27 protein-coding genes are annotated in these 23,644 nt (G+C 72.1%); 10 read left to right on the plus strand and 17 right to left on the minus strand.

Translation table 11 applies throughout. From position 1 onward, the window contains the following. Positions 1 to 516, minus strand: coding sequence for a peptide-methionine (S)-S-oxide reductase MsrA (msrA, locus tag C2L58_RS26875; RefSeq protein ID WP_103340471.1), 516 nt, complete (start codon positions 514 to 516; stop codon positions 1 to 3). A 140-nt stretch (positions 517 to 656) separates the two neighbouring features. Here msrA and C2L58_RS26880 point away from each other — a divergent pair, with 140 nt between their 5' ends. After that, positions 657 to 1,037, plus strand: a complete 381-nt coding sequence (locus C2L58_RS26880; protein ID WP_103340472.1) for an STAS domain-containing protein — start codon at positions 657 to 659, stop codon at positions 1,035 to 1,037. 3 nt (positions 1,038 to 1,040) lie between these two features. Here the strand turns inward: C2L58_RS26880 and C2L58_RS26885 are convergent, their stop codons facing one another. After that, the gene (locus C2L58_RS26885) at positions 1,041 to 1,751 is read right to left on the minus strand and encodes a 2OG-Fe dioxygenase family protein (RefSeq protein ID WP_103340473.1); all 711 of its coding nucleotides are present in this window, start codon (positions 1,749 to 1,751) and stop codon (positions 1,041 to 1,043) included. A gap of 29 nt (positions 1,752 to 1,780) precedes the next feature. Beyond that, entirely contained in the window at positions 1,781 to 2,656 is an 876-nt protein-coding gene (locus tag C2L58_RS26890) for a helix-turn-helix domain-containing protein (RefSeq protein ID WP_103340474.1), read from the minus strand. A 333-nt stretch (positions 2,657 to 2,989) separates the two neighbouring features. On the opposite strand from C2L58_RS26890, the gene C2L58_RS26895 reads away from it, so the two are divergent. Continuing rightward, positions 2,990 to 3,427: a hypothetical protein gene (locus C2L58_RS26895; protein ID WP_103340475.1), complete on the plus strand. Its 438-nt coding sequence runs from the start codon at positions 2,990 to 2,992 to the stop codon at positions 3,425 to 3,427. 10 nt (positions 3,428 to 3,437) lie between these two features. On the opposite strand, the gene C2L58_RS26900 is transcribed toward C2L58_RS26895, so the two are convergent. Then, entirely contained in the window at positions 3,438 to 3,743 is a 306-nt protein-coding gene (locus C2L58_RS26900; RefSeq protein ID WP_103340476.1) for a hypothetical protein, read from the minus strand. A gap of 121 nt (positions 3,744 to 3,864) precedes the next feature. On the opposite strand from C2L58_RS26900, the gene C2L58_RS26905 reads away from it, so the two are divergent. Together C2L58_RS26905 and C2L58_RS26910 are read left to right on the plus strand one after the other, a co-directional pair. Further along, a complete protein-coding gene (locus C2L58_RS26905) occupies positions 3,865 to 4,770 on the plus strand; it encodes a hypothetical protein (RefSeq protein ID WP_103340477.1) in 906 nt (301 codons plus the stop codon). An 86-nt stretch (positions 4,771 to 4,856) separates the two neighbouring features. Continuing rightward, on the plus strand, positions 4,857 to 5,294 hold the full coding sequence (locus C2L58_RS26910) for a L,D-transpeptidase (protein ID WP_103340478.1): 438 nt from the start codon (positions 4,857 to 4,859) through the stop codon (positions 5,292 to 5,294). Here the strand turns inward: C2L58_RS26910 and C2L58_RS26915 are convergent. Then, positions 5,249 to 5,692, minus strand: a complete 444-nt coding sequence (locus C2L58_RS26915) for a hypothetical protein (protein WP_233225954.1) — start codon at positions 5,690 to 5,692, stop codon at positions 5,249 to 5,251. The two genes, C2L58_RS26910 and C2L58_RS26915, sit on opposite strands and share 46 nt — an antisense overlap. After that, entirely contained in the window at positions 5,689 to 6,126 is a 438-nt protein-coding gene (locus C2L58_RS26920; RefSeq protein ID WP_103340479.1) for a hypothetical protein, read from the minus strand. The genes C2L58_RS26915 and C2L58_RS26920 overlap by 4 nt, the downstream gene beginning before the upstream one ends. A gap of 106 nt (positions 6,127 to 6,232) precedes the next feature. Here C2L58_RS26920 and C2L58_RS26925 point away from each other — a divergent pair, with 106 nt between their 5' ends. Next, entirely contained in the window at positions 6,233 to 7,594 is a 1,362-nt protein-coding gene (locus C2L58_RS26925; protein WP_103340480.1) for an NAD-dependent succinate-semialdehyde dehydrogenase, read from the plus strand. 83 nt (positions 7,595 to 7,677) lie between these two features. Here C2L58_RS26925 and C2L58_RS26930 read toward each other — a convergent pair whose 3' ends face one another. Together C2L58_RS26930 and C2L58_RS26935 are read right to left on the minus strand one after the other, a co-directional pair. Further along, a complete protein-coding gene (locus C2L58_RS26930; RefSeq protein ID WP_103340481.1) occupies positions 7,678 to 8,643 on the minus strand; it encodes an LppU/SCO3897 family protein in 966 nt (321 codons plus the stop codon). A 41-nt stretch (positions 8,644 to 8,684) separates the two neighbouring features. Next, entirely contained in the window at positions 8,685 to 11,519 is a 2,835-nt protein-coding gene (locus tag C2L58_RS26935; protein WP_103340482.1) for an AfsR/SARP family transcriptional regulator, read from the minus strand. A 116-nt stretch (positions 11,520 to 11,635) separates the two neighbouring features. Between C2L58_RS26935 and C2L58_RS49915 the strand changes: the two genes are divergently transcribed. Further along, positions 11,636 to 11,779, plus strand: coding sequence for a hypothetical protein (locus C2L58_RS49915; protein ID WP_199191460.1), 144 nt, complete (start codon positions 11,636 to 11,638; stop codon positions 11,777 to 11,779). A 161-nt stretch (positions 11,780 to 11,940) separates the two neighbouring features. Further along, positions 11,941 to 12,312 (plus strand): DUF742 domain-containing protein, encoded by a 372-nt coding sequence (locus C2L58_RS26940; protein WP_103340483.1) that lies wholly within the window; start codon positions 11,941 to 11,943, stop codon positions 12,310 to 12,312. Here the strand turns inward: C2L58_RS26940 and C2L58_RS26945 are convergent. Together C2L58_RS26945 and C2L58_RS26950 are read right to left on the minus strand one after the other, a co-directional pair. Next, positions 12,299 to 13,129, minus strand: coding sequence for an alpha/beta fold hydrolase (locus C2L58_RS26945; RefSeq protein ID WP_103340484.1), 831 nt, complete (start codon positions 13,127 to 13,129; stop codon positions 12,299 to 12,301). The two genes, C2L58_RS26940 and C2L58_RS26945, sit on opposite strands and share 14 nt — an antisense overlap. A 63-nt stretch (positions 13,130 to 13,192) precedes the next feature. After that, positions 13,193 to 13,816 (minus strand): TetR/AcrR family transcriptional regulator, encoded by a 624-nt coding sequence (locus tag C2L58_RS26950; protein WP_103340526.1) that lies wholly within the window; start codon positions 13,814 to 13,816, stop codon positions 13,193 to 13,195. A gap of 31 nt (positions 13,817 to 13,847) precedes the next feature. On the opposite strand from C2L58_RS26950, the gene C2L58_RS26955 reads away from it, so the two are divergent. Further along, complete coding sequence (locus C2L58_RS26955; protein WP_103340485.1) at positions 13,848 to 14,708, plus strand: SDR family NAD(P)-dependent oxidoreductase; 861 nt, start codon at positions 13,848 to 13,850, stop codon at positions 14,706 to 14,708. Here the strand turns inward: C2L58_RS26955 and C2L58_RS51395 are convergent. From C2L58_RS51395 to C2L58_RS26970, 4 genes are read right to left on the minus strand one after another with little or no spacing between them, the layout of a single operon-like run. After that, a complete protein-coding gene (locus tag C2L58_RS51395) occupies positions 14,705 to 16,333 on the minus strand; it encodes a WXG100 family type VII secretion target (RefSeq protein ID WP_146073688.1) in 1,629 nt (542 codons plus the stop codon). The two genes, C2L58_RS26955 and C2L58_RS51395, sit on opposite strands and share 4 nt — an antisense overlap. Beyond that, positions 16,333 to 16,521: a hypothetical protein gene (locus C2L58_RS49410; protein ID WP_103340486.1), complete on the minus strand. Its 189-nt coding sequence runs from the start codon at positions 16,519 to 16,521 to the stop codon at positions 16,333 to 16,335. The genes C2L58_RS51395 and C2L58_RS49410 overlap by 1 nt, the downstream gene beginning before the upstream one ends. Beyond that, positions 16,491 to 16,646, minus strand: coding sequence for a hypothetical protein (locus C2L58_RS49415; protein WP_158264180.1), 156 nt, complete (start codon positions 16,644 to 16,646; stop codon positions 16,491 to 16,493). The genes C2L58_RS49410 and C2L58_RS49415 overlap by 31 nt, the downstream gene beginning before the upstream one ends. Further along, positions 16,643 to 17,155, minus strand: coding sequence for a YbaB/EbfC family nucleoid-associated protein (locus C2L58_RS26970; RefSeq protein WP_103340487.1), 513 nt, complete (start codon positions 17,153 to 17,155; stop codon positions 16,643 to 16,645). The genes C2L58_RS49415 and C2L58_RS26970 overlap by 4 nt, the downstream gene beginning before the upstream one ends. A gap of 178 nt (positions 17,156 to 17,333) precedes the next feature. Here C2L58_RS26970 and C2L58_RS26975 point away from each other — a divergent pair, with 178 nt between their 5' ends. After that, on the plus strand, positions 17,334 to 18,350 hold the full coding sequence (locus C2L58_RS26975; protein WP_103340488.1) for an aldo/keto reductase: 1,017 nt from the start codon (positions 17,334 to 17,336) through the stop codon (positions 18,348 to 18,350). A gap of 52 nt (positions 18,351 to 18,402) precedes the next feature. On the opposite strand, the gene C2L58_RS26980 is transcribed toward C2L58_RS26975, so the two are convergent. Both C2L58_RS26980 and C2L58_RS26985 read right to left on the minus strand, forming a co-directional pair. Then, positions 18,403 to 18,963: a DinB family protein gene (locus C2L58_RS26980; protein ID WP_103340489.1), complete on the minus strand. Its 561-nt coding sequence runs from the start codon at positions 18,961 to 18,963 to the stop codon at positions 18,403 to 18,405. 19 nt (positions 18,964 to 18,982) lie between these two features. Beyond that, complete coding sequence (locus C2L58_RS26985; protein WP_103340490.1) at positions 18,983 to 22,252, minus strand: glucodextranase DOMON-like domain-containing protein; 3,270 nt, start codon at positions 22,250 to 22,252, stop codon at positions 18,983 to 18,985. Positions 22,253 to 22,375: 123 nt separating this feature from the next. On the opposite strand from C2L58_RS26985, the gene C2L58_RS26990 reads away from it, so the two are divergent. Beyond that, on the plus strand, positions 22,376 to 22,786 hold the full coding sequence (locus C2L58_RS26990) for an ATP-binding protein (RefSeq protein ID WP_103340527.1): 411 nt from the start codon (positions 22,376 to 22,378) through the stop codon (positions 22,784 to 22,786). A 3-nt stretch (positions 22,787 to 22,789) separates the two neighbouring features. Here the strand turns inward: C2L58_RS26990 and C2L58_RS26995 are convergent, their stop codons facing one another. Beyond that, positions 22,790 to 23,521: a GAF and ANTAR domain-containing protein gene (locus C2L58_RS26995; protein WP_103340491.1), complete on the minus strand. Its 732-nt coding sequence runs from the start codon at positions 23,519 to 23,521 to the stop codon at positions 22,790 to 22,792. Positions 23,522 to 23,644 lie beyond the last annotated feature (123 nt).

Raw genomic sequence — 23,644 nt, forward strand, 5'->3', positions numbered from 1 at the left:
TCAGGCGGTCTTCTCGCGCTTCGGGAGCTTCCAGCCCGGGCGCACGAAGTGGCACGTGTACCCGTTCGGGATGCGCTGCAGGTAGTCCTGGTGCTCCGGCTCGGCCTCCCAGAAGTCACCCACCGGGCTGACTTCGGTGACGACCTTGCCCGGCCACAGCCCCGACGCGTCGACGTCGGCGATCGTGTCCTCGGCGACCCGCTTCTGCTCGTCGTTCTCGAAGAAGATCGCCGAGCGGTAGCTCAGGCCGATGTCGTTGCCCTGGCGGTCCTTCGTCGTGGGGTCGTGCACCTGGAAGAAGAACTCGAGCAGGTCGCGGAACGTGGTCTGCGCGGGGTCGTAGACGACCTCGATGGCCTCGGCGTGCGTGCCGTGGTTGCGGTACGTGGCGTTCGGGACGTCGCCGCCGCTATAACCGACCCGGGTCGAGATCACCCCGGGCTGACGGCGGAACAGCTCCTGCATGCCCCAGAAGCAGCCGCCGGCCAGGACGGCCCTTTCGGTTGACGTGGTCACGGCGTCACTCCTTCTCCTCGTGCGGTGCTACCGCCCGTTACAACTGTTCCGGCCCCCCGATGATTCCACGCGGGTATTACGGAAGCCTGACGTGACGTGGGACGATGGGCCCCGGGACGGGATGACTCCCGGGAGGCGCGATGCGCGACGACGACATCGCCTCGGAACGCTCCGGCGGCGTGCTGGTCGTCGAGATGCGTGGCGAGCCGGGCATCACGACGGTGTCGCGCTGGGCGGCGGTGCTGGAGACCGCCCTGAGCGAATTGCCGTGGCCCCGGCTCCTGGTGATCGACCTCGGTCCGCTGGCCTTCCTGTCCGCTCGCGGGGTCCGTAGCCTGCTGGGTGTGTTCGAGGTCTGCCGCAAGCGCGGGATCTCAAGCTGCCTGATCGTCTCGCCCGGCGGAGACGTCGAGCGGGTGGTCCGGCGCACCGGGCTGGCCGACGAGGTCCCGGTGTTCTCGCACCGCATGCTCGCGATCGCCCGGTACCAGCCGGCCGAGATGCGCTGGCTGCTCTGCTGAGCGTCAGCCGAGGCCGTAGGTCTGGGGGTAGTCGACGGTGCACACGAGCGCGTCGCGGCGGGCGCGGCCGCCTGCGGGGGCGATCAGCGGGCTGGCGGTGTGCAGGAAGCGGGCGTCCTCGAAGACGATCAGCTGCCCCGGCTCCAGCCGCTGGGTGTGGACCGCGGTGTCCGGGGCCTCGGGGCGGAACAGCGCCGTCTCCGCCCCGGTGCCGGCGCGGTCCACGACGTAGACGAAGACGAACTCCTCGCCGTCGGCGTGCGGGCGCGTCACGACGTTGGTGAACGTCCGGAAGATGTTGACGCCGAACGTCCCCCGGCGCCGGCGGCGACCTTCCGGGATGAGCCCGAGCGCGGCCCGGATCCAGGCCGCGAACAGCGGATCGTCGGCCACGGGCGTCCGGGCGTACTCGCGCCGCCCGGGGCGGCCGCCGCGGTCCTCGATGGCGATTTCGGCGTGCTCGGCGAGCACCGGGGTCTCGCCGTCCCACGCGTACTCGACGACGTCCCGGGCCCGTTCCCGGTCGGCGGGGATGTCGCCGGGGTAGCGGCGGAGGACGTCCGGGGTGAAGTACGTGCGCAGCAGATGCTCGCGCAGGCGTGCGCCGGGCAGGCCCAGCTCGTCGTCGGAGACGACGAGGTAGCCGTCGGTGTCGAGCCGCTTCCGGTACAGCGGGAGTTCTTCGCCTGCGGGAACGGGAAAGTCGAAAGCCATGCGGGGGTCCCAACGTGAAGGGAAGGGGATCAGCCGAACTGCGCGGACTGGATTTCGCGGATGAGCGCGCGGCTTTCGTCGGGTTCGAGGGAGGCGGCCACGAGGGCGTCGTGGTAGCCGCGGTAGTACTCCACCGTCTTGGCGGTCTCGATGTGCCGGAACCCGGCGTGGGTTTCGATGTGCACGATGTCCCGGTCGAGCTCGTTCTCGAACTCGAAGTAGGCGTACATGCAGCTCATCGAGAACAGCGGGGGATGGGCGAAGGGGAAGACGCGCAGTTCGATGTTCGGCGCGGTCGACCGTTCGACCAGGTGGTCCAGCTGGGCGTGCATGATCTCGCGGGAGCCGACGAACTGCCGCAGGGCGGACTCGTGGGTCACCGCGATCAGCCGCAGCGGCTCCATGTCCTCGCGTTCGGCGAGGACGTGCTTGCGGTGCTCGCGCAGGTCGACGAGCCGGTCGACCTCTTCGGCCGACCACCACGGTTCGTGCGTCGAATACTGGGCCCGGGCGTAGCCGGGGGTCTGCAGGAGCACCGGCAGCAGCGGGATCGTGTAGATCCGGGCCACCGAGGCTTCGGACTCGTACGCGAGGTGGGCGTCGAGCCCGGGGGTCGCCGTGGTCTGCGAGTAGTCGGTCCACCAGCCCTGCCGCCCGGACGCCTTCACCCAGCGCATCAGCCGCTCGGCCAGCACCGTGTTGTCGATGCCGTAGAAGCGGATCAGGTCGCGGACGTCCCTGGCCTGCGGGCTGCCCTGCGCGTTCTCCAGCCGGGACAGCTTCGACGTCGAGATCAGCAGCGCGTCGGCCACTTCCTCGAGGGTCCGGCCGGATTCGTCACGCAGGCTCTTGAACGTGTCCGCGATCCGGCGACGCGGCACGATCGGACCTTGCGTGGGGGCCATGGAACCTTCGTTCTCGCGGTGGGCCGTTCGCGATGGGACCCAGCTCGTGGGTTTCCCACCGCGCCGCGACCATACTCCTCTGGATCTCCTGCGGTGGGAAGCCACCCCGGGATCGCGTCAATTGGTGGATTTCCGCTGGTAGAACCCCTGCTGCGCCGAACGGGTGTTTCACAGTGGGATTCCCACGTGGGAATTGCAAATCTTGCGATCCCGGAGTGACACTTGCAAGGCAAGGCCGAGCCAGGCCCGGAACCCAGGACAGTGAGGACGCACCAGGACGACGACAGGGGACCGGCCCGGCCCGGCGGACGGCGCCGAGGGGAAGGAATCGCCATGTTCGTCGTGCTGAGACCGGGTGTGCTGATGAAGGTGCTGGCCGCCACCGGCTTCGCGGCTTTCCTGCTGTTCCTGCTGCTCGGCGGCCTCACCTCGGCCCCGGCGGGCTCATCCGGCCCGCCGCCCGCGAATCCCGCCGCCGGAGGCAGTGACCTGCTCGCGCGCACCGCGCCCACGCCGTACGTCGTGGCCGGAGCGGGCAAGAACGGCCTCAACGTCCGCTCGTGCGCGGCCGCGACCTGCCGCCGGACCGGCTGGGTCGCCGAGGGCGGCACGTTCGAGGCGGAGTGCTGGACGCACGGCACGCCGGCGTCCGGGGACGACCGGTGGCTGCGCGGCCAGGTCGACGGGCAGCACACCGGCTACGCGGCCGGGCACTTCCTCCGCGGCAGCGGGGCGCCGGAGTGCGGGACGAGCGCCGCGCGCCGGACGTGATGGTGCGGGCTCACTCCCCGCGCATCGAGCGGCGGATCTCGGCCAGCCGGTCCTTGGCCGCCTGGTCGCGGTCCGCGATCTGCTTGTCGAGGGTCTCGGCGGTGTTGTCGGTGCCGAGGCCGGCGACGTCGACCGAGCCGAGCGACATGGTGTACCGGTTCTCGATCTTGTCGCGGACGAAGTCGAAGCTGGGCACCCCGCCCTCGCTGTAGTCCGGGTCCGGCAGCGGCGGCGACGGGATCGCCAGCGCCGCGGTGGGGGTGTCGTCGACGATCTCGCCCTCGACCACGTTCGGGTCGCCGTCGGGTGTGCTCATCTCCCGACCATAGCGCCGGTGTGGGCACTCCGGCCGCGACCAGTGGGTAATTCGGCCGTGGACCGGTCCGGCGCGGTGGGGAATTCTCGGTGCGCACAGCCGGTGTCCGGAGGGAGCAGACATGAGTGCCGGGGCCTACCACGCCGAAACGGCGGAGATGGGGGCGATCGCCCACGCGGTCGAAGACGTCGGGTCGTCCTTCCTGTCGGCCACCCGCGACCTGGAAGGCCTGGTGCTGGACGCGTTGTCGTTCGCCGGGATCGGCAGCGGTGTCGCGGCCGCGAACTCGGCGTTGCACTCGACGCTGGGCAGCGCCCTGCAGAAGCTCCTGCACCTCCTGACGAACGTGAACCAGAACGTCCGGACGGCCGCGGAGGGGTACCGCGCCGCCGACTCCGACGTTGCGCAGGCCTACGGCGGCGGCGGGCAGGGCGGAGGCGGTGCCGCCGCCGCGGCGCCGCCGCAGCTCGACCCCCGGGTCGTCGACTCGATCATGCGGTCCGAGGGCGCGACGGGGGAGCAGGGCGGCGTGCCCGAGGCCTACGGCTTCCGGCAGAACATGCACAACGGCTACGACCGGATCATCGCCGCGCGCGAGCAGTACGGGATCGGCAGCGCCGAGGAACGCGCGGTCGTCGCCGACCTGATGACCGCGAACGCCCGCACGGCCGGCGCGCTCAACTTCACCGACCCCGGCACCCAGGCCGCGATCATGTCCGGCGCGCACATGCGCGGCGCCGGCGGTGTCCGCGCGATCCTCAACCACATGGCGGGCGAAGACATCGTGCGCAGTTCGCGGACGCTGGGCGACGCGACCATCCAGCACGTCCAGGGGCTGACGCCCGAGCAGTTCCAGCAGGAATTCCGCGACGCCCGCGTCGAATACGACCGCCAGGTCTACGGCGGGACGACCACCACCCAGGGCGGGCACACGCAGAACTGGTGGGACCGCTACGGCACCGGCCTGACCCGCCGCTACGACCGCGAGCAGGCCGAATTCGTCGGGCTTTCGCAACCGCGGAACTGATTTCCGCATTCTTCGGACTCGCCGATTCGAAGATCGCCCGAGTGGGCACTCTCTTTGTGTAGCCGAACGACAACGGGAGGCGCACGATGAACCGGAGGATGATCGCACTACTGGGCGGCGTCGCCGCGATGGCGGGGACCGTGGCGTTCGCGGGAACGGCCGAAGCGGCGCCGACGCCGTGCAGTGCCGAAGCGAAGGCCTGCGTCCAGCGCAGTTCGAATACCGCGTGGCTGACCGACGGCGCCGGGAACGTCACCTACGGCGGCGTCCCGATCACCGTGGGACTGCCGAAGTACCCGACCCCGCTGGGGAAGTTCCACGTGCAGTACAAGGACATCGACCACTACAGCAAGCAGTTCAACGGGCCGATGCCGTACTCGGTTTTCTTCACCACCACCGGAGTCGCGTTCCACCAGGGCAGCCTGAAGGCCAAGTCCCACGGGTGCGTGCACCTTTCGCACGACGCCGCGGTGACCTTCTACAACTCGCTGCACCCGGGTGACGTCGTCGAGGTCGTGTCCTGATCCGTCCGATCCGGACGGTCGAGGAGCACGCCGAGGACGGCGCCGAACACCAGGTGATCCAGGATCTGCGGCCCGCGTGCCAGCGCCCGCACGGCGGGGTACGCGCGGGCCGCGATCCCGAGGTCCAGCGCCGCGATGGCCAGGCCCGCGAGCGCGCCGCGGCCGGCCCCGAGCCGGTGGTGCCGGGCGATCGCGGTGAGCACGCCGGTCCAGGCGGCGGAAACGATCACGTGCGCGACCAGCCCGGCGGCGACGCCGGGCCGGCCGCGTAGTCCCGGCAGCAGGGTGCCCGCCGCGCGGGTGGCCGCGAGGACGTCACCGCCGGTGAGGAGCGCGTGCGCGGTCGACGGTATCCCGCTGACCACGGCGGCGACCGCCCCCGCGCGAGCCGGTGTCATCCGGCCAGGTACGCCGCCACCCGGATCCGCAGGCCGCGGACGCGGGGGAGCGCGATGGTGAACGCCCGCGCCGGCCGGTAGCCGGGCCAGAGGTCGCCGTGGGTGCAGGGGCCGGCGAAGTAGACGAAACCGTCTTCGTCGTCGTAGCGGCCTGGAGACCAGACGGCCGCATCACCCGCGTGGCGGTCCGGGCAGGCGGCCCGGGCGATCCAGTAGACGTCCTTCTTCATGACGCCGCGCAGCTGCGCGGCGAATTCCGTCAATTCGGCTTCCGGCAGGCCGAGACCGCGTCCGCTCCACACGCGCGGCGCGCGTTCCGACGTGCGCGAGGGGCAGCCGAAGGTGACCGCGGCGGCGGTGTAATACCGGTTCCAGCGCGGGTTTTCCGGGGCCGGGGCGGCGAAAGCGGATCCGCCGGTGAGTTCCAGCGTCACGGAGGGAACGATAGTCGATCAAGCGGCCGCGGGTACCGCCGCGCGGGTGTCGATCACTGCTCACATAGTGTATACAGTATCCAGTAGGCTGACGAAGGAGGCCGCTGTGTACACAGTCACCAATCCGGCGACGGGTGAGCTGGTCGAAGAAATCCCGAACGCGGCCGACGAGCAGGTCCGCGTGGCGATCGATCGGGTGCACCGCGGGTACGCGGCCTGGCGGGCCCGGCCGGTCGCCGAACGCGCCGCGATCGTGCTGCGCGCGGCGGAGCTGTTCGCCGAGCGCGCCGACGAGCTCGCCGCGATCATGACCCTGGAGATGGGGAAGCGGATCAACGAAGGCCGCGGCGAAGTGGGCGTCGTCGCCGACATCTTCCGCTACTACGGCGAGCGCGGCCCGGACCTGCTGGCGGACGAGCCCCTGGCCATCCGCGGCGGCGAGGCGGTGCTGACGAAGGAGCCGATCGGCGCGCTGCTGGGCGTGATGCCGTGGAACTTCCCGTGTTACCAGGTCGCCCGGTTCGTGGCGCCGAACCTGGTGCTGGGCAACACGATCCTGCTCAAGCACGCGTCGATCTGCCCACGGTCGGCGGTGGCGATCGAGGCGGTGCTGCGGGACGCCGGGGTGCCGGCGGACGCGTACGTGAACGTGTTCGCGTCGAGCCGCCAGGTCCCGTGGATGCTCGCGGACCCGCGGCTCGCCGGGGTGTCGCTGACCGGCAGCGAGCAGGCGGGCATCTCGGTGGCGGCCGAAGCCGGGCGCAACCTCAAGAAGTGCGTCCTGGAACTGGGCGGCTCGGACCCGCTGATCGTGCTGGACACCGACGACCTGGACGAGACGGTCAAGATCACGGCGACGGCCCGGATGCGCAACTGCGGCCAGTCGTGCAACGCGCCGAAGCGCATCATCGTGCTGGGCGAGCTGTACGAGGAGTTCGCGGACCGGTTCGCCCAGCGCGTGACGGAGTACTACGTCCCGGGCGACCCGGCGGACCCGTCGACCACGCTGCCCCCGCTGGCCTCGACGGCGGCGGCGGAGGAGGTGGCGGCCCAGATAGCGACGGCGATCCGCGAAGGAGCAACGCTGCGCGCGGGCGGCCACCGCATCCCGGGCCCGGGCGCGTACGTGGAGGCGACGGTCCTGACGGAGGTGACGCCCCGGATGGCGGCGTACCACGAGGAGATCTTCGGCCCGGTGGCGCTGCTGTTCCGGACGGAGACGGAGGAAGAGGCGGTGACCCTGGCCAACGACACCCCGTTCGGCTTGGGGGCGAGCGTGTTCGCCACCGACCGAGCCCGCGCGGCCCGCGTGGGGCGGAAGATCGAGGCGGGAATGGTGTACGTCAACAAGTCGGGAGGGTCGGAGGCGGATCTGCCGTTCGGCGGGATCAAGCGGTCGGGAATGGGGCGGGAACTGGGGCCGCTGGGGATCGAGGAGTTCATGAACAAGAAGGCGATCCGCCTCTGAGCTGCGGTTTTATCGCGTTCAGCCCCGCCAGGCCGTCGTCAGGTCGTCTGCCGCGGCCGGCGGGGCGAACACGCGTTGGTGCCCTACTTCTTGATCGACTGCATGCAGTAGGTGGTCACCGCGAGGGAGCCCCGCATGCTCCACGAAGCCGCCTGGTCCGAGCCGGGGAAGTCCTTGCAGATCTCCTCGATCGTCTTCGACAGGCCGTCCATCTTGGTCAGGCCGTCCACCTGGCCGAGGACCTTCGCCGCGCCCTTCTGGCAGGGGGCGAGGTGGAGCTCGTCGTTGGCGCCGGTCGCCATGCACTCGCCGATGGCGGGCTTCCGGTTGTCCGGGTTCTTCAAGTCCTCCAGGCACAGGACCTTCGACGACAGGCTGCCCTGCCGCTTCCACTCCATCGAGGCGGCCGCGGACGGGACCTTCACGCAGGCCGCGGTCGTCAGGCCGCCCAGGGCGCCGCCGTCCTCTACGCCGGCGACCTTGTAGGCCGCGTCCGGTCCACAAGGGACCCTTTCGGCGTGGGCGGCGTCGGAGAGGTCTCCCTTGATGCAGTCGCCCACCAGCGACATGCCCTTGCCCGGGTTCTTCACGTCCTCCAGACAGAGCAGCGTGCCCTTCGAGGCCTCGACGCCCTCCCAATACGCCACGGTCGCGGTCGGGAACCGGTCACAGCCGCCGCCGATGGTCAGGGCCAGCCGCGTCTGGTCCGGGACCTTGCCGACGATCTTGTAGTTCGCCTCCGGGCCGCAGGCCACCGAGGTCACGCTGTCGGCGTTGTCCGCGTTGCCCTTGAGGCAGTCGCCGACGTTGCTGCTCTTGGGCGTGGACGAGGTCAGCCCGATCACGACCACGATCGCGAGGAACACGAGGGGAATACCGAGCCGCAGCGCGAGTTTGAGGCCACCGCCCTTCTTGGGCGGCAAGCCGAGCGGCGGAGGCGCCGGGTACGGCGCGGGCGGGTACTGCGGCAGGGCCGCCCCCGGGGTCGGGGGCCGGAACGGATTCGCCTCCGGCGCGGGCTGCTGCGGTCTGTCTTCGGGCGTCGTCATGAAAGGTCCCCCCAGGTCTGAACATGATTGCCGGCCGAATCCTAACCTGAGGTCAGGCCGCCGCCGGAACGTCCGGCGCGGGACGGCTCGACTCTCCCGCCGAGCAGGCCGCGGATCTCCTCGGCCTCCGGCGCCCTCAACTCCGTGTACGCGGCCAACGCCGCTTCCAAGTGCGATACCGCCTCGGCGTGGTTCCCGGCAGCCCGGTGGGCCACCCCCAACCCGTGCTGGGCCAAGGCACGCTCACGAAGGTGACCACTCCGGCGAGCCAGCGCCAACGCCTTTTCGTACAACGAAATCGCCTCCGCACCCGACTTCGTCGCCGCCAGGTCGTTCAGGGCCGTGACCTCCAGGTTCGTGTTCCCGCCCGCCCGCGCGAACTCCAATGCGCGGCGGAAGTGGTCGTCGGCTTCGCCGGGGCGGCCCAAGCCCGCGTACGCGCTGCCCAGCGCCGCCAGGACCGGGCCGCCCAACCCCGCTGAGCCGAGATCTTCGGCGATGCGGCCGCTTTGCCGCAGGTACTGCACCGCCTTCGGGTGGTCGCCGCACCAGCGGTGGTGTTCGCCGATGTTGCACAGCGCTATTCCCTCCAGCAGCGCGTGGCCCGTCCGCCGCGCCGCCGCGAGGGCCAGGTCGAGCTGCTCGCGGGCCGCCGGGCGGTGGCCGCGGACGTCTTCGATCGTGGCGATGCCGTTGCGGGTCATGCTTTCCAGCAGATCGTTCCGCTGCCGCAACGCCAGGGAAAGGGCTTGCGCGAGGTGCTCGGCGGCCGTGTCGAAGCGGCCGAGGAAGATCAAGGTCATGCCGACGGCCTGGTCGGCGAATCCCCGTTCGCGCGTGCCGGGGCGCGTCAGCGCCAGCGCGGTCGTGTGCAGGGCGAGTGCTTCGTAGTGGTGCGCCCCGATGTGCAGGTACCGCCAGAGCGTCGCCGACAAGCGGACCACGTGCCCCGCCAACGCCTCCGGGGCGCTCGTGGCCAACGCCAGCATCGTCGCCCGCTCGGCGTCCAGCCACGCGCGCGCGGCCTCGTCGGACGCGAAGGAAGGGCGCGGCCCGGCCACCGGTGGCCGCAGGTACGGCTCGTGGGGCGAGAACCGGTCCATGGCCGCCGACGCCGCGCTCAGGTAGTGGTCGAACAGCCGGGTCGACGCCGCCAGCCGGGTGGCGGCGTCGTCGGTCGTCGCCACGAGCTCGGCGGCGTAGAGCTTGACGAGGTCGTGCATCCGGAAGCGGCCCGGTTGGTGCTCCTCCAGGAGGTGGGCCGCGCACAGCACGCGCACGGCCCGGGCGTCCCCGAGCAGCGCGGCCGCGGCCGCGCGGCCGACGTCCTCGGTGGGGACCAGGCCGAGGAGGCGGAACGCGGAGGCGGCCGCCGGGGAGAGGGAGCGGTACGAGGCGTCGAACACCGCCCGCAGGCTCGCGGCCAGCTCCCCGGTGTCCAGGGCGTCCAGCCGGCTTTCACGCAGTTCGGCGGCCAGCTCGGCGAGTCGTCGCCGCGGCTCGGCCGCGACGCGGGCGGCGACGATCGCCAGCGCCAAAGCCAGTCCGCCGCACTGGTCCAGGATCTCCTGCGCCGCTTCGGGTTCGCCGGTGAGCCGGGCCGCGCCCAGCTTGTGCGCGAGCAGCTCCCGCGCCTGGTCTTCGTCGAGGGTGCGCAGCGGCAGCGCGCTCGCGCCGTGCGTGGTGAGCAGGCCGCCGAGCTCGTGCCGGCTGGTGACGAGCACCGAACAGGACGGTCCGCCGGGCAGCAACGGGGTCACGTGCCGGGTGTCGCGGGCGTTGTCGAGCACCACGAGCAGCCGGCGGCGGGCGGTGAGGCTGCGGTACAGCGCCGCCTGCCCGTCCGGCTCCGGCGGGATCGACGCCGGTGCGACGCCCAGCGCGCCGAGGAAGCCGCGGACCGCGTGCTCCGCGGGCACCGGTTCGTGCGCCGGGTCGAAGCCGCGGAGGTCGACGTACAGCTGGCCGTCGGGGAACCGGCTCGCGTGGTCGGTCGCCCACCGCACGGCCAGCCACGTCTTCCCGAGACCGCCCGCGCCGGAGATCACCGCGACGGCGCCGTCGCGGGTCAGCATCCGGTCGAGGGCCGCCAGCTCGGCGGTGCGGCCGGAGAACGAGGGCGCCGCGGCCGGGAGCTGCCGCGGCTCCGGGCCGGTGCCGCCGCCGGTCAGGATGCGTTCGTGCAGGCCGCGCAGCCGCGGGCCCGGGTCGGCGCCGAGCTCGTCCGCCAGGCGGGCCCGGACCCGTTCGTACTCCCGCAGCGCGTCGGCCGGACGGCCGTCGAGGAACAGCGCCTCGATCCGCTGGGCGGCCGCCCGCTCGCCGCCGGCGTCGGCACCGACGGGCCGGTCGAGCACGGCGGCGTGGGCGCCGGTGCGCAGCCGCAGGTCGTCGCGGTCGAGCACGGCTGCCTCGCGCTTGCGCTCCAGTTCGCTGCGGACCCCGTCCACCCACGGCGAGTCCAGGTCGCTGAGCGGCGTCCCGCGCCACAGCGCCAAGGCTTCGTCGTACAGCGCGAGTGCGGCGTGGTCGTCCGCCGTCGCCCTCGCCCGCCGGAGGAGGCTTTCGAACCGGTGGACGTCCACCACCAGCGGATCGGCGACGAGGAGGTAGCCGTCACGCTCGCGCTCGATCGTCACGCCGTCCAGCGCGCTCAGCAGCGCACGCAGCCGGGAGACGTACGCGTACAGCGAGTTCTTCGGCTGCCGCGGCGGCCGTTCGCCCCACACCCGGTCGATGAGCCGGTCGACCGGGACGGCCCGGCCGACGTCGAGGAGCAGGGCCGCCAGCACGTCACGCTGCCGCGCGTGCCCGATGTCGAGCCGGGTGCCGCCGGCCACGACCTCGACGGCGCCCAGCACCCGCAGTTCCACCACGCCCGATCCCTCCCGGCTCAGGCGTAGCGGATCGGCGTCCGCCGGGCAAGGTCCGTTCAAGATTTTCCCAATGGCTCCGGCGCACCGTGGCGGCACGGACGACCAGGGGAGCCGAGATGATCACCGACGCCTACCTCCGCGCGCGCATCGCCGAGGTCCAGCAGGAGTTCGCCGCCGCGCGGTGGTGGCGGCGCCGGATGACGCGCCTGCTGGCCCGCGCGCGGAAGGCTCGCAAGCCGGCCGAGTTGTCAAAAGTCTGATAATCCCGCTGGATGACCTTCGCCCGGCGGAGTGGTGTCGTTCAACGGTGCCGCCCTGACCTGGAGTTTACCGTCCGTTAGCCTGTTCGGTCGATTGCGGTGGAGTCGATCACGGTGTCGAATAATCGCCTACAAGGATTAATCGCCGTGAGGAGCTGGCTGTGCACTGGGGGACCGCGCTCGAAGACGGAGGGGCGGCGGGACTCGTCCGTCCGTACTTCCGCACCCACGGCCGGACCCGGCCGACGCGTGACCTGCCCGTCGAGACACTCGTCTCGACCACCGCGCGCGGGCGGGCCATGACGCGCGGGAGCACTGCGGAAGAGTCGGAAATTTGCGTGCTGTGCCGCACTTCGCAGTCGGTGGCCGAGGTCGCCGCGCGGCGGCGGCTGCCGCTCGGGGTGGCGCGGGTGCTGCTCTCCGACCTCGCCGACCGCGGTCTCGTCGCCGTGCACACCGCGAAGCGCGGCAACGGCAACCGGCCGAGCATGGACCTGATGAAGCGCATCCTTTACGGCCTCAGCCGGCTGTGAACCCCCGGACCAGCCGCGCGAACTCCGCCGGCTGGTCGAGCGGCAGCAGCGTGTAGCTGTCGGCCACCTCGACGAGCTTCCCCTGGCGCAGCAGCTCGGCCAGTCGCCGGCCGTGCTCGAGGGGCATCACGCGGTCCTCGGTGGCCCAGACGACCAGCGCCGGCCGGTCGAAGCCCGGCAGCCGCCCGGCCGCCTCCACCAGGATGCCCGGTGCGGCGGCGGCCGCCCGCAGGACGCGGACGGTGTCCCGGCGGACGCCGGCCTGGGTCAGCAGCGGCCGGATCCAGCGGGCCGTGACGGCGTCGCCGCGTTTCGTCAGCCGGCCGAAGGCGATCGGGAGCCGGCGCACCGCGCGCAGCCGCATCTGCTGCATGAACGCGCCGAACAGGCGTGGCGAGAGCTTCCCGGTCAGGAACAGCGTTTTGCCGGTGAGGCCGGGCGGGAAGTTGTCGAACGCGTCGCAGGACGCGAGCACGACGCGGCCGACCCGCGCGGCGTCGTCCGCCATGAGCAGCTGCACCAGCGCGCCGCCGGTGTCGACGCCGACCAAGGTGACGTCCCGCAGGTCGAGCCGCTCCAGGAACTCCGTGAGCAGCCGTGCGAGGCCGGGCAGCGACAGGTCGGCGCCGTCGCGCATCGGAAGCCGGTGGGCGCCCAGCGGCAGTGTCGGGACGACGCACCGGAGGCCGTCGAGGGCCGTGACCGGGCCGTCCCACAGCGAGCCGTCCATCAGCAGGCCGTGGACGAAGACGACGGCCGGGCCCGCGCCGCCCGTGTCGGTGTACTCGATCGTGCCCGCGGACAGCTCGACCTGCATGTCAGCCTCCCAGTGACGTCCCCTGGGCAGAAGTGAACCACGTGGTTCGCAAACTGTCGAGGATCAGGGCGCGGTTTCCTCCCGTTCGACCGCCCGCAGCAGCGCCGCGACGCCGGCCGCCGCGCCTTCGCCGTCCGGGCTGGTCAGCAGGTCCACGAGGAAACCCCGCAGCGTCGCGAGGATCATCTCGGCGACCTCGAGCTTGCGCCGCTCCGGCCAGTGCGGCGGGCAGAACGAGACCAGCGTCGGCAGGTACTGCTGGGACGCGCCCCGGCCGAGTGCGGCGTACCGGCCCGGGTCGTACATCGCCAGGCCCATCGCCTGGTCGAGGACCCGCCGCAGCTGCGTTTCCTCGTCGCGGAGGCTGATCCAGGCGGCCCGGACCCGGCCGGCGAGCGTCGGCGACTCCGCGGTGACGGCCGTCAGCGCGTTGCCGATCCGTCGTTCGCGCAGCGCGAAGATCACCTGCCGCAGCAGATCTTCGGTGCCTTCGAAGTGGTAGAGCAGCACCTTGTGCGTCGTCCCCGCCGCTCGGGCGGCCCGCCGCAGCGAGAAGTCGACGAGCCCGTTCTCGGCGACGTCGTCGGTGATCTTGGCCAGCAGGTCCCGGCGCCGGGCCTCCCCGCGGGGCGACCCGGCCGAGCGCCGGTAGCCGGGCCGGGCCGGGTCGTCGGTAGCGTTGTCCACGAAGGACAGCTTGACACGGGAAGGGGCCGCGGTGCGGGTCTTGGTGACCGGGGGCAACGCGGGGATCGGCTACTTCGCCGCCGAGCAGCTGGCTTCAGCCGGCGCGGAGGTGGTCATCGGCAGCCGCGACCCGGCCAAGGCGCAGGCCGCGGCCGAGTCGATCCGATCGCGGGTCGCCGGGGCGAAGGTGGCGCACGTCCGGCTGGACCTGGCCGACCTGGGCTCGCTCGAACCGGACGTCGGGGTGCTGGACGCCGTCCTGTGCAACGCCGGAGTGGCCCTCGACGCCCCGCCACGCCGGGAAACCGCGGCCGGGCACGAGCTGATGTTCGGCACCAACCACCTCGGCCACTTCGCCCTGGTCGCCCGGCTGTTGCCGGTGCTGGCGCCGGCCGCCCGGATCGTCACCACGGGCAGCTTCGCGGCGAAGTCGGCTCACCTCGACTTCGCCGACCTCCACAGCGAGCGTGACTACCAGCCGAAGCGCGCGTACGAGCGGTCCAAGCTGGCCCAGATGCTGTTCGCGCTCGAGCTCGACCGGCGGCTGCGGGCGGCGGGCGATTCGCGGCTCAGCGTGCTCGCCCACCCCGGCGGCACGCTCGACTCGCTGACGCCGTCCCGGCCGCCGGTGCACACCCGCACGACCGGCGCGTGGCTGCGCGGGCTGCCCGCCCGGCTGGTGCTGCACGGCAAGGACGCCGGGGCGCGGCCCGCGGTCCGCGCGGTGCTCGGCCCGGACGTCGAGGGCGGCCAGCTGTGGGGCCCGCGCGTGTTCGGCCTGCGCGGCCGGCCGCGGCCCGAACGGCGGTGGGCCAACCTGACCGACGACGCGGCCGCCGCCCGGGTGTGGACGGAAAGCGTGGCGCTGACCGGGCTGGAGCCGCTGGGTTAGGAGTCGTCGTCCCCGCCGGTGACGTTGCCGACGCTGGCGGGCACGCCCTTGATCATGTCGACGACGGTCTTACCGGCCAGGCCCGACTTCCCGAACCACGGGTCGGTCATGACCTTGATGGCCGACTCGAACTTTTCGGCGCCCTCCTTGCCGAAGAGCTTGCCGAGCTCGTGCACGGAGAAGTTGCTGATCTTGTCGAACTTCTGCATGATCTCGGGCGTCACACCGTCCATTTGGGACAGCTTGGTCTTGATGACATCGGTCATCTGGTCGGTGAACGGCTTGTGCGGCTTGGGTTCCGGGGTGGCCGAGGAGGGCGCGGGTTCCGGCTTGGGCTCGGGGGTGGTGTCCGGCTTGGGCTCGGGTTTGGGTTCCGGTGTGGTGTCGGGCTTGGGTTCGGGCTTCGGCTCCGGGGTCGCCGACGAGGACGAGGGCGTGGGTTCCGGTTTGGGCTCGGGCTTGGGTTCCGGTGTGGTGTCCGGCTTGGGCTCGGGCTTCGGCTCGGGGGTGGCCGACGAGGGAGTGGTGTCCGGCTTCGGCTCGGGTGTGGGCTTGGGCTCCGGCTTCGGTTCCGGGGTCGCCGACGAGGACGAGGGCGCGGGTTCCGGTTTGGGCTCGGGCTTGGGTTCCGGTGTGGTGTCCGGCTTGGGCTCGGGCTTCGGCTCGGGCGTGGCCGACGAGGGAGTGGTGTCCGGCTTGGGCTCGGGTGTGGGCTTGGGGTCCGGCTTGGGCTCGGGCTTCGGCTCCGGAGTCGCCGACGAAGGTTTGGGGTCCGGTTTGGGATCCGGCTTCGGCGTGGGTGCCGGGTCCGGCTTCGGGGTCGGCGTGGGGGTGAGGCTGCTCGTCGGGGGCTTGGCCGCCGCCAGGTCGTCGCCCGCCTTGCCCAGCTTCGTCAGCGCCTTCAGCAGTTCGCCCAGCTGCTTCGCCAGCTGGGCCAGCTTCGCGCCGATCTTGCCCAGCGCCGTGGCCACCGTGCCGATCGTCGTGCCGATGAAGATCGCGATCGACGCCCCGAACGTCACCGGGGCCAGGGCCGCCGCGATCAGGGCGCCCTTGATGATCGTCGCCAGGAGCATCGCGATCAGGTCGCGGAGGATGCCGCGGAACGCGCCGACGATGCCGCCGGCGATCTTCATGTTCTTGCCGGCCTCGTCGAGGTAGCCGCCGAGGGAGCCCAGCTGCTGGGTGACCGCGTCCATGTCCTTCTTGAACTGGTCCGCGGCCTGCCCGCTCCACTCCTTCATCAGCGTGTCGAGCGCCTGCTGGTGGTCGGCCGACCACTGCTCCAGCTTCTTCTTCTCCGCCGAGAGCGCCTCGCTGGCCGCCGCGATGCCGATCGGGTCGCCCATCAGGATGTCCAGCGGCCACCGCAGGATCGTGATGTGCTCGATGAGCCAGCCGATCCCGGCCGTCAGCAGGCTGCCGATCGGGTCCAGCACGAGACCGATGGTCTCCAGCGCCATGCCCGCCGAGCCGATGCCGATCGCGACCTTGTCGTGCTCTTTGACGGCCTTGTCCAGGCCGGTCGCCGCCTCGAAGAAGCCCGCGCCCGCCGCGCGGTTGTCCTCGTTGAACAGGTCCGAACCGTGGAGGCTGACGTCCTTGCTCTGGTAGTCGTCGCCCACTATCCGAACCTCACGATCGAGTTCACGGCGTCTTCTTCGCCCGCTTGGTAGCGCTTCGCCGCTTCGGTGACCTTGTCGGCGAACTCGCCGACGGTCTTGGCGTACTCGCCGAACTGGTGGTGCGCCTTGTCGGTCCAGGTGCTCGCGCCGGCGGCCATCAGCTGGCACGCCGGGTTGATGCCGAACATGCCGGGTCGCAGGTCATGCCGCCGACGAGGTCCGCGGTGCCCTGCAGGTTCTTCTGCAGCTCGTCGAGGTGCTTGCCGAAGTTCGCGAGTGGCTCCGAGGAGACGCGGAAGCCCCCGCCGGTCACCAGGGGTTCGATTCGTCGTCGGGACGCTCGTCGGCCGCGGGACGCCGCCGCGGCGCGGACGGCGGTGCCGGCGGCGCAGGCGGAGCTGGCGGGGCCGGTGCGGGCGGCGGGGCGATCTCGGCGCTTTCCGGCGCCGCGAAGCCGCCGTCCGGTGGCGGGTCCGGCGGCAGGAAGGACCGGACCATTTCGGTCGACTCGCCGTCGCCGTTGATGGTGGCGAAGGAATCCGCGACGGCCCGGGCGGTCTGGCGCTGCGCGTCCCGCACCGCGCCCATGATCGCCGCGGTCAGCCGCGCCGGGCCCAGCTCGCACGCCCGGTGCCCGAGCTCGAGGTTCGTGAGCGCGCCGTTCGGGGCGAGGGTCACGGTGACCGAGCCGTCACGGGTGCGGACCGTCGCCCCGGCCGAGGAAAGCGCTTCGTTCAGCGCGGCGGCTTTCGACTGCATCTCCCGGACCTGCCGCTCGAGCAGGAGCTGGAAGTCTTCGCCTGGCCCCAGGTTCGGTTGCACGAAATCGACTCCTCGACGCGCCGGCCCACTCGGCCGGATCCCATGATCGGCAGGTTAGCGCACACCGGATGGTCATCCGGTGTTAGCCGGGAGTCTGCCTGGTTGTCTCCTGGATGGTGCCCGCGTACACCCGATCGGGGTTTGACCCGGACCGCGCTCCGGGTTGCACGATCGGGGGATGACCGAACTGGACGACTACCGGCCGCTGGGCCGCTCCGGGCTGCGCGTGTCCCCGCTGGCGCTGGGCGCGATGACCTTCGGCACCGGCTCCTTCTGCGCCGACGACGACACCGCCCGCAAGATCTTCCGCGCCTACGTCGAGCGGGGCGGCAACTTCGTCGACACCGCGGACAACTACAGCGGCGGCCGCAGCGAGGAACTGGTCGGTGACTTCCTCCGCGACGTCGCCCGCGACGACGTCGTGCTCGCCACCAAGTACTCCGGGCCCGGCTTCAGCGGCGGGGCCCCGCACTCGGACCCGCGCCGCCGCAGCAACGGGCGCAAGAACATGATCGCCTCGCTGGAGGCGTCGCTGCGGCGGCTGCGCGTCGACCACGTCGACCTGTACTGGCTGCACATCTGGGACGGCTTCACCCCGGCCGAAGAGGTACTGGCGGCGTTCGGCGACCTCGTGCGCGCCGGGAAGATCCGGGCGGTCGGGCTCAGCGACGTCCCCGCGTGGTACGCGACGAAGGCCGCCATGCTCGGCGGGCCGCCGGTGACGGCGCTGCAGCTGGAGTACTCCCTCGTCGAGCGGGCGATCGAGGCCGAGTACGTGCCCCTGGCGGCCGAGTTCGGCATCGCGATCCAGCCGTGGGGCGCGATCGGCGGCGGATTCCTCACCGGCAAGTACACCCGCGACGGCACCGGCACCGGCCGGCTCGCGGGCCCGGACGCCACCGCCTTCCGCGCCCTGCCCGAAACCCGCTGGGCGGTGCTGGACGCGGTTCGCGAGGTCGCGGCCGAGACCGGCGCCACCCCGGCCCAGGTGGCGCTGCGCTGGGTGACGACCCGCCCGTCGATGCCCGCGCCGCTGATCGGCGCGCGGACGCCGGAGCAGCTCGCCGAAACGCTCGGCGCGCTCGCTCTTGAGGTGACCGAGGCCCAGCTGGCCCGGCTGACGGAGGTGAGTGCGCCCGCCCTGCCGTTCCCGCACGGCATCCTGGCTCGCCTCAACGCGGGACTGCCGCACTGACCCCGCGCGCCAGAGGTCGCGCGACACCCCGGCCGGCAGTCCACAGTGGACGTCAGCGGGCGGCCTCGGCGGCCCGCTCGACCTCCGCGCGCCGGGTGGCCCAGAACTCCGCGTCGCGGTGGCCGTCGGTGGCGAGTGAGCCGTCGAGCTGTTCGCGCAGGATGTCCGCGTGGCCGGCGTGCCGGCTGGTCTCGGTGAGCACGTGGACCAGGACGTTGAACAGCAGCACGTCCGGGCGGGGCCACCAGGGCACGTGCCCCCGCGTGTCGATGGCGAGCTCGGTGATCGTCGCGTCGGAGTGGGCCCACACCCGCCGGTAGCGGTCGACGATCTCCGCGCGTGTCTCGTGCTCGGTCGCCCACATGTCCGTGCCGCGCGCACTCGCGTCGTCCCACCGGGGCATCGGCTCGGGGAACGGCCGCCCGAAGATGTCGCCGAAGTACCTCGCCTCGGTCAGGGTCAGGTGCTTGACGAGACCGAGCAGGTTGGTGCCGGTCGCGGTCAGGGGACGGCGGATGTCGTACTCGCCGAGCCCGTCGAGTTTGCCGGCCAGCTCTTCGCGGATCTCACGCAGGTCGCCGTGCAGGTACTGCTTCGCGAACTCGTCGATCATGCGTCCAGGGTGCCAGAACTCAGCCCACGGGCACCGCGCGCACGGCGACCGGCCCGCGGGCCGGGTCCAGTTCGAGCTGCTGGTCCACTCCGGACGGGGTCAGCACGTCGACCGCCTTGGGCGCGGTCGCCGGGTCCGCGGCGCAGATCGGGGCCGTCCCGCCGGCCGCGCAGAGGCCGAACGTGTACTGGCCCGCCGTCGGCGTGAACGGCCGGGCCTGGTCGGGGGAGTTGCCGTCCTGCCCGGTGAGCACCACGGCGAGCGTCCAGCCCGGCCCCGGTGTCCCGAAGGCCGTCTTCGCCACGCTGACCGTGATGTACCGCGTCGCCTGCGAAGCCTGCACGGACGGCGTGGCCAGCGAAGCGCCCGAAGCGTCGACGAGCGCCGGCTCGGCGAAGCCCTGGACCTCGATGCGCCGGCTCCACGCGTCCTGCGGCGCGATCGTGTACGCCCGGCTCGGGAACGGCGCCGCGGTCGACGTCGCCGTCGCGGCCGGGTCGTGCCCGTAGATCGTCAGCAGCTGGGCGCCCAGCGGCGAGCCGAACGTCGGTGACAGGTCACGCACCTGCGCCCGGAACACCAGGGTGGTGCCGGAATCGATGACCTGGAACCGCTGGAGGTCGAACGCGCCCGCGTGGAAGTCGCCCGCCGTCGGGTACGTGTAGGTGCCCGGGCCGGTGTCGTCGCCGTCGGGGTCCGTGGTGTCCAGCAGGACGGTGCCGGTGACGAAGTCCGAGCTGATCGTCTTCTGCGCGTACCCGGTTCCCGCGCCGGTCGCGGCCGCCGTGACGACGTTCGCGCCGAGCGGCGTCGGCACCGTGGCGCTGAACGTCCCCGCCGCCGAAGCCCGGGTCGACAGCACCGAAGTCGTCCCCGCGTCGGTGGCCGAAACGGCGAGGTCGACGCGGCTGCCGGCCGGCGCGGTGCCGGTGACCTGGGCGGTCGCGGTGGACACCGACGCGGGTGCGTCGAGGGTGACAGCCAAAGCAGGTGGTGCGTGGACGTACCGCGAGCGGACCTCGGCGGGCTGCTCGGGCAGCCGTCCGTCGTCGAGGGCCCGGGCCAGCCGCACCGACTGCGACTGCGCCCAGCTCAGCGGCGCCACCGACCCGACGGACTGCCCCGGGGTGAAGCCGATCGACGCCGTCTTCGGGTCCGCGCCGTACGGCGACGCGGGCAGCGCCGGGTTCTCCCAGATCTGCTCGGGGATCAGGCCGGTGCCGCCGGTCTGCGCCCGCATCGCGCGCAGCAGCGCCGCCGCTCCGGCCCGGTCGCCGGTCTGCACGGCCTGCTCGCCGCGTTCGCCGGCGAGCACCGGCCACAGGTGCCCGGACCCGGTGTTCGTCGACGGCCAGGGAGCGCCGGTCGGGGCGCAGTTCGTCGGATCCGGTTCGTAGCAGTCGCCGTAGCCGTCTTCGCTGCCCGGCGTCGACGTCCCGTAGCGGTACCAGCCCGGCCCGGCCGGGGTGTCCCGCTTGATCACGCGGTCCACGACGCCGAGCGACGCGGCGACGTCCGGGTCGTTGGCGGGCAGCACGCCCAGCCGCGTCAGCTCGAGGAAGCCGGCGTCGACGACCGCGCGCTGGTCGGCGTCGACCGAGCCGTTGCCCAGGTTGTAGTTCCACTCCGAGTCCGGATCGCCGTTCTTCGTCAGCCGCAGGAAGTACCGGCCGCCGTAGGGCCCGTTCCGCGTCACCGTCCAGCCCTTGATGCTGCGCTGGAAGTGGTCGGCGGTGGCGCGGTAGACGTTCGCGCGCGCACTGTCGCCGTTGCGGTCGGCGATCACGCCCGCGGCGACCAGGCCGGCGATCTCCGCGGCGATCGTCGAGGGGGAGTAGCCGCCCTGCTCTTCCCAGCGTTCCGAGCCGAACGCGGGCCCGTGCGCGACGACGAAGTCGGCGGCCGCACGGATGTGGTCGGTGTAGAGGGTGCGGTCGCGGTCGAGCCCGGCCTGCAAGGCCATCAGGATCGGGTACGCGCTCTCGTCGAGCTGGTCACCGCCGGAGTCGGGGGCCTTCTTGCCGTTGAGCAGCGAGTTGCGCGGGAACCGGCCGTCCGGTTGCTGTTGCCGCGCGAACAGCCACCGGACGCTCGCCCGCGCCGTCTCGCGGTCGCCGGCGGACAGCAGGCCGGAGAAGCTTTCGTAGAGGTCGCGCGCGAAGATCTCGCGGTAGGAACCGAAGTAGACCGGTTTCCCGCCAGGCGCGTCACCCGCGGACACCGCCTGACCCCACGGGCTGCCCAGCGAAGCGACGACCGCGCCCGGGAAGGTCTTGTCCTCACTGGCTTTCAGCACGTTGACCGACTGGTAGTAAGCGTCGGAGTCCTTGCCCCGCACCGGGATCAGGCCATTGTCGTAGTCACGCCATTCGCGCGCGTACTGGCGGTAGCTCTGCTCGAACGGCGTGCGCAGGCTCGCCCCGGCCGTGGCGACGGCGGCGCGCGCATCCGCGCCGAAGCCGAGCGCCAGCACCGCCGGGCGGCGCGGCTGGAGGTCCAGCTGCGCGGTCTGCACGACGTTGCCGTTCGCCGCCGACGGTGTCGTGTCGCTGAGCCGGTGGTCGCGGTCCAGCTGGGCCAGGCCGTCGCCCGCGGTGCCGGCGAAGCCGCTGCCGGTGGCCAGGAACCGGTGGTCGGCGCGCAGCGCGGCGGCCAGCGGGGTGCCGTAGTCGCGGGCCGGCGCGCTGGACACGGTGTTCGCGTCGGCGCTGACCAGCGCGGACGTCGCCGGGTCGACCGTGGCGGTGTCGCCGCCGCCGTTGGCCGGGCCGCCTCCGCCGTTGCCGTTGACGCTCGCGTCGAACCGCACGTAGACCTTCAGGTCCCGCCCGGAGTCCCGCAGCGGCTCCAGCCGGGTGCGGATGAGCACGCCGGTCCGGGCCGGGTCCGCCAGGTACTCGGTGACCAGCCGGTACCGCCCGCTGCGCGGGGTCGACGTCACCTCGCACGCCATCCCGCCCGCGCTCGTGCGGACCGTGTAGGTCATGTCCCGGGCCTGCAGGTCGGTGAAGCTGCGCCCGTCGGTGACGGCGAACTGCAGCGTTTCGACGTTCGTGTTGTCGATCACCGGCGCGTAGACGTCGGAGAGGACGCCGCCCGCCACGGTGAACCACGCCTTGCTCGCCGTGTTCCGCGCGGTGCCCAGGCAGTCCTTGCGGGCCAGGCCGAAGTGCGAGACGGCGCCCGGGCCCGGCGCCGCGGTGGCCGCGCCGGCTGTGGTGGACACGGCGGGCAGGAGGGCCGCGGCCAGCACCGCGCACAGCACCACGGACGACGTCGACCGAATCATCCGCCCATCCGACCACGACCGCCCGGGGCGGCACCAGGTCCGAACGGCGCCAGGGCGGCTTTACCGGTGATTGAGAATCCGAACCGGTGGGTAGCAAACCTGATATCCCCCGAGGAGGTGAACGTGGAAGAGCTGGGATCGGACGGATGGCGGTACCGCGGCACGATTTCGCCACGGACCTTGCCGAGCCTGCGCCGGCACCTGGTCTCGTGGTTGCGGCGGCGCGCCGGCGACGAGGTCGGGCGGCAGGCCGACGACGTCGTGCTGGCCTGCTGGGAAGCGATGGCCAACGTGCTCGGCCACGCTTACCACGGCCGGCCGGGGCTGATCGACGTCCGGGCCCGGATCGACCAGGACGTGCTGATCGTCACCGTCGCCGACCAGGGCCGCTGGGAGTCGGTGGCCGAGCGGGCGGACGGCGGCCGCGGGCTGCGCCTGATCCAGGCCCTGGTCGACGGGCTCGACGTCCGCACGACCGACGGCGGCACCGTCATCACGCTCACCTGGCCGTTCCCGGCCCGCCGCAGCGCCTGAGGTTCAGGGCGACTTCGTCGAGGACAGGTCTTCGACGAACCGGGTCGCGATGTCCCGGAGCTTCACGTTGGTGTGCTGCGACTCGGTGACCAGCCGCTTCATGGCGTCGTCAGCACTGATCCGGTGCACGGCCATCAGGATGCCCTTGGCCTGCTCGATCACCGCGCGTGACTGCATCGCCGCTTCGAGCTCGACGGTGCGCTGCCGGGCCTGGTGGTAGCGCCGCGTGGTGCGCAGCCCGAACGAGACGACCGTGGTGTAGAGCTGCAGGAGCCGTGAATCGGTCTCCGCGAAGCCGTGGTCACCGTAGCCGAAGAGGTTGAGCGCCCCGGAGAGGTGTTCGTCGACGCGCAGCGGCGCGGCGAGGTAGCTGCCGACCCCGAGTTCTTGGGCACGCCGGGTGAATTCCGGCCACGCCGTCCCGGCCGTGGCGAGCGGCACCCGGACGATCTCGCCGGTCTCCGCGGCCTGCAGGCAGGGACCCGCGCCCGCCGCGTACTGGGCGCGGTCGATCTTGACGGCGCGCTCGTCCGTGCTGGCCGCCGTCTTCGGCTCGCCGTCGCGGATCGCGGTGATGCTGGCCATGTCGGCGCCCGGGATGGCCCGGACGGCTTCGGCGCAGACGGCGTCGAGGATTTCCGCTTCGGCTGGTTCGGTCTCCAGGGCGCCCGTGAGGTCCGCCATCGCGGCGGTCAGTTCGTCGAGGTGCTCGGGCAGGATCGGCTCACCGGTCACTCGATCATCTCCGTCCCGGACGGCGGCGGCTCGTGCCGGACCGCTGCTGCTTCAACGGAACGGCAAAACCTTACTCGCGTCCGGTGCGCCTTCCGCAACACCGCCGCGGCAAACATCGTCGCA

Source organism: Amycolatopsis sp. CA-126428 (genome assembly GCF_002904335.1).
Classification (GTDB): domain Bacteria; phylum Actinomycetota; class Actinomycetes; order Mycobacteriales; family Pseudonocardiaceae; genus Amycolatopsis.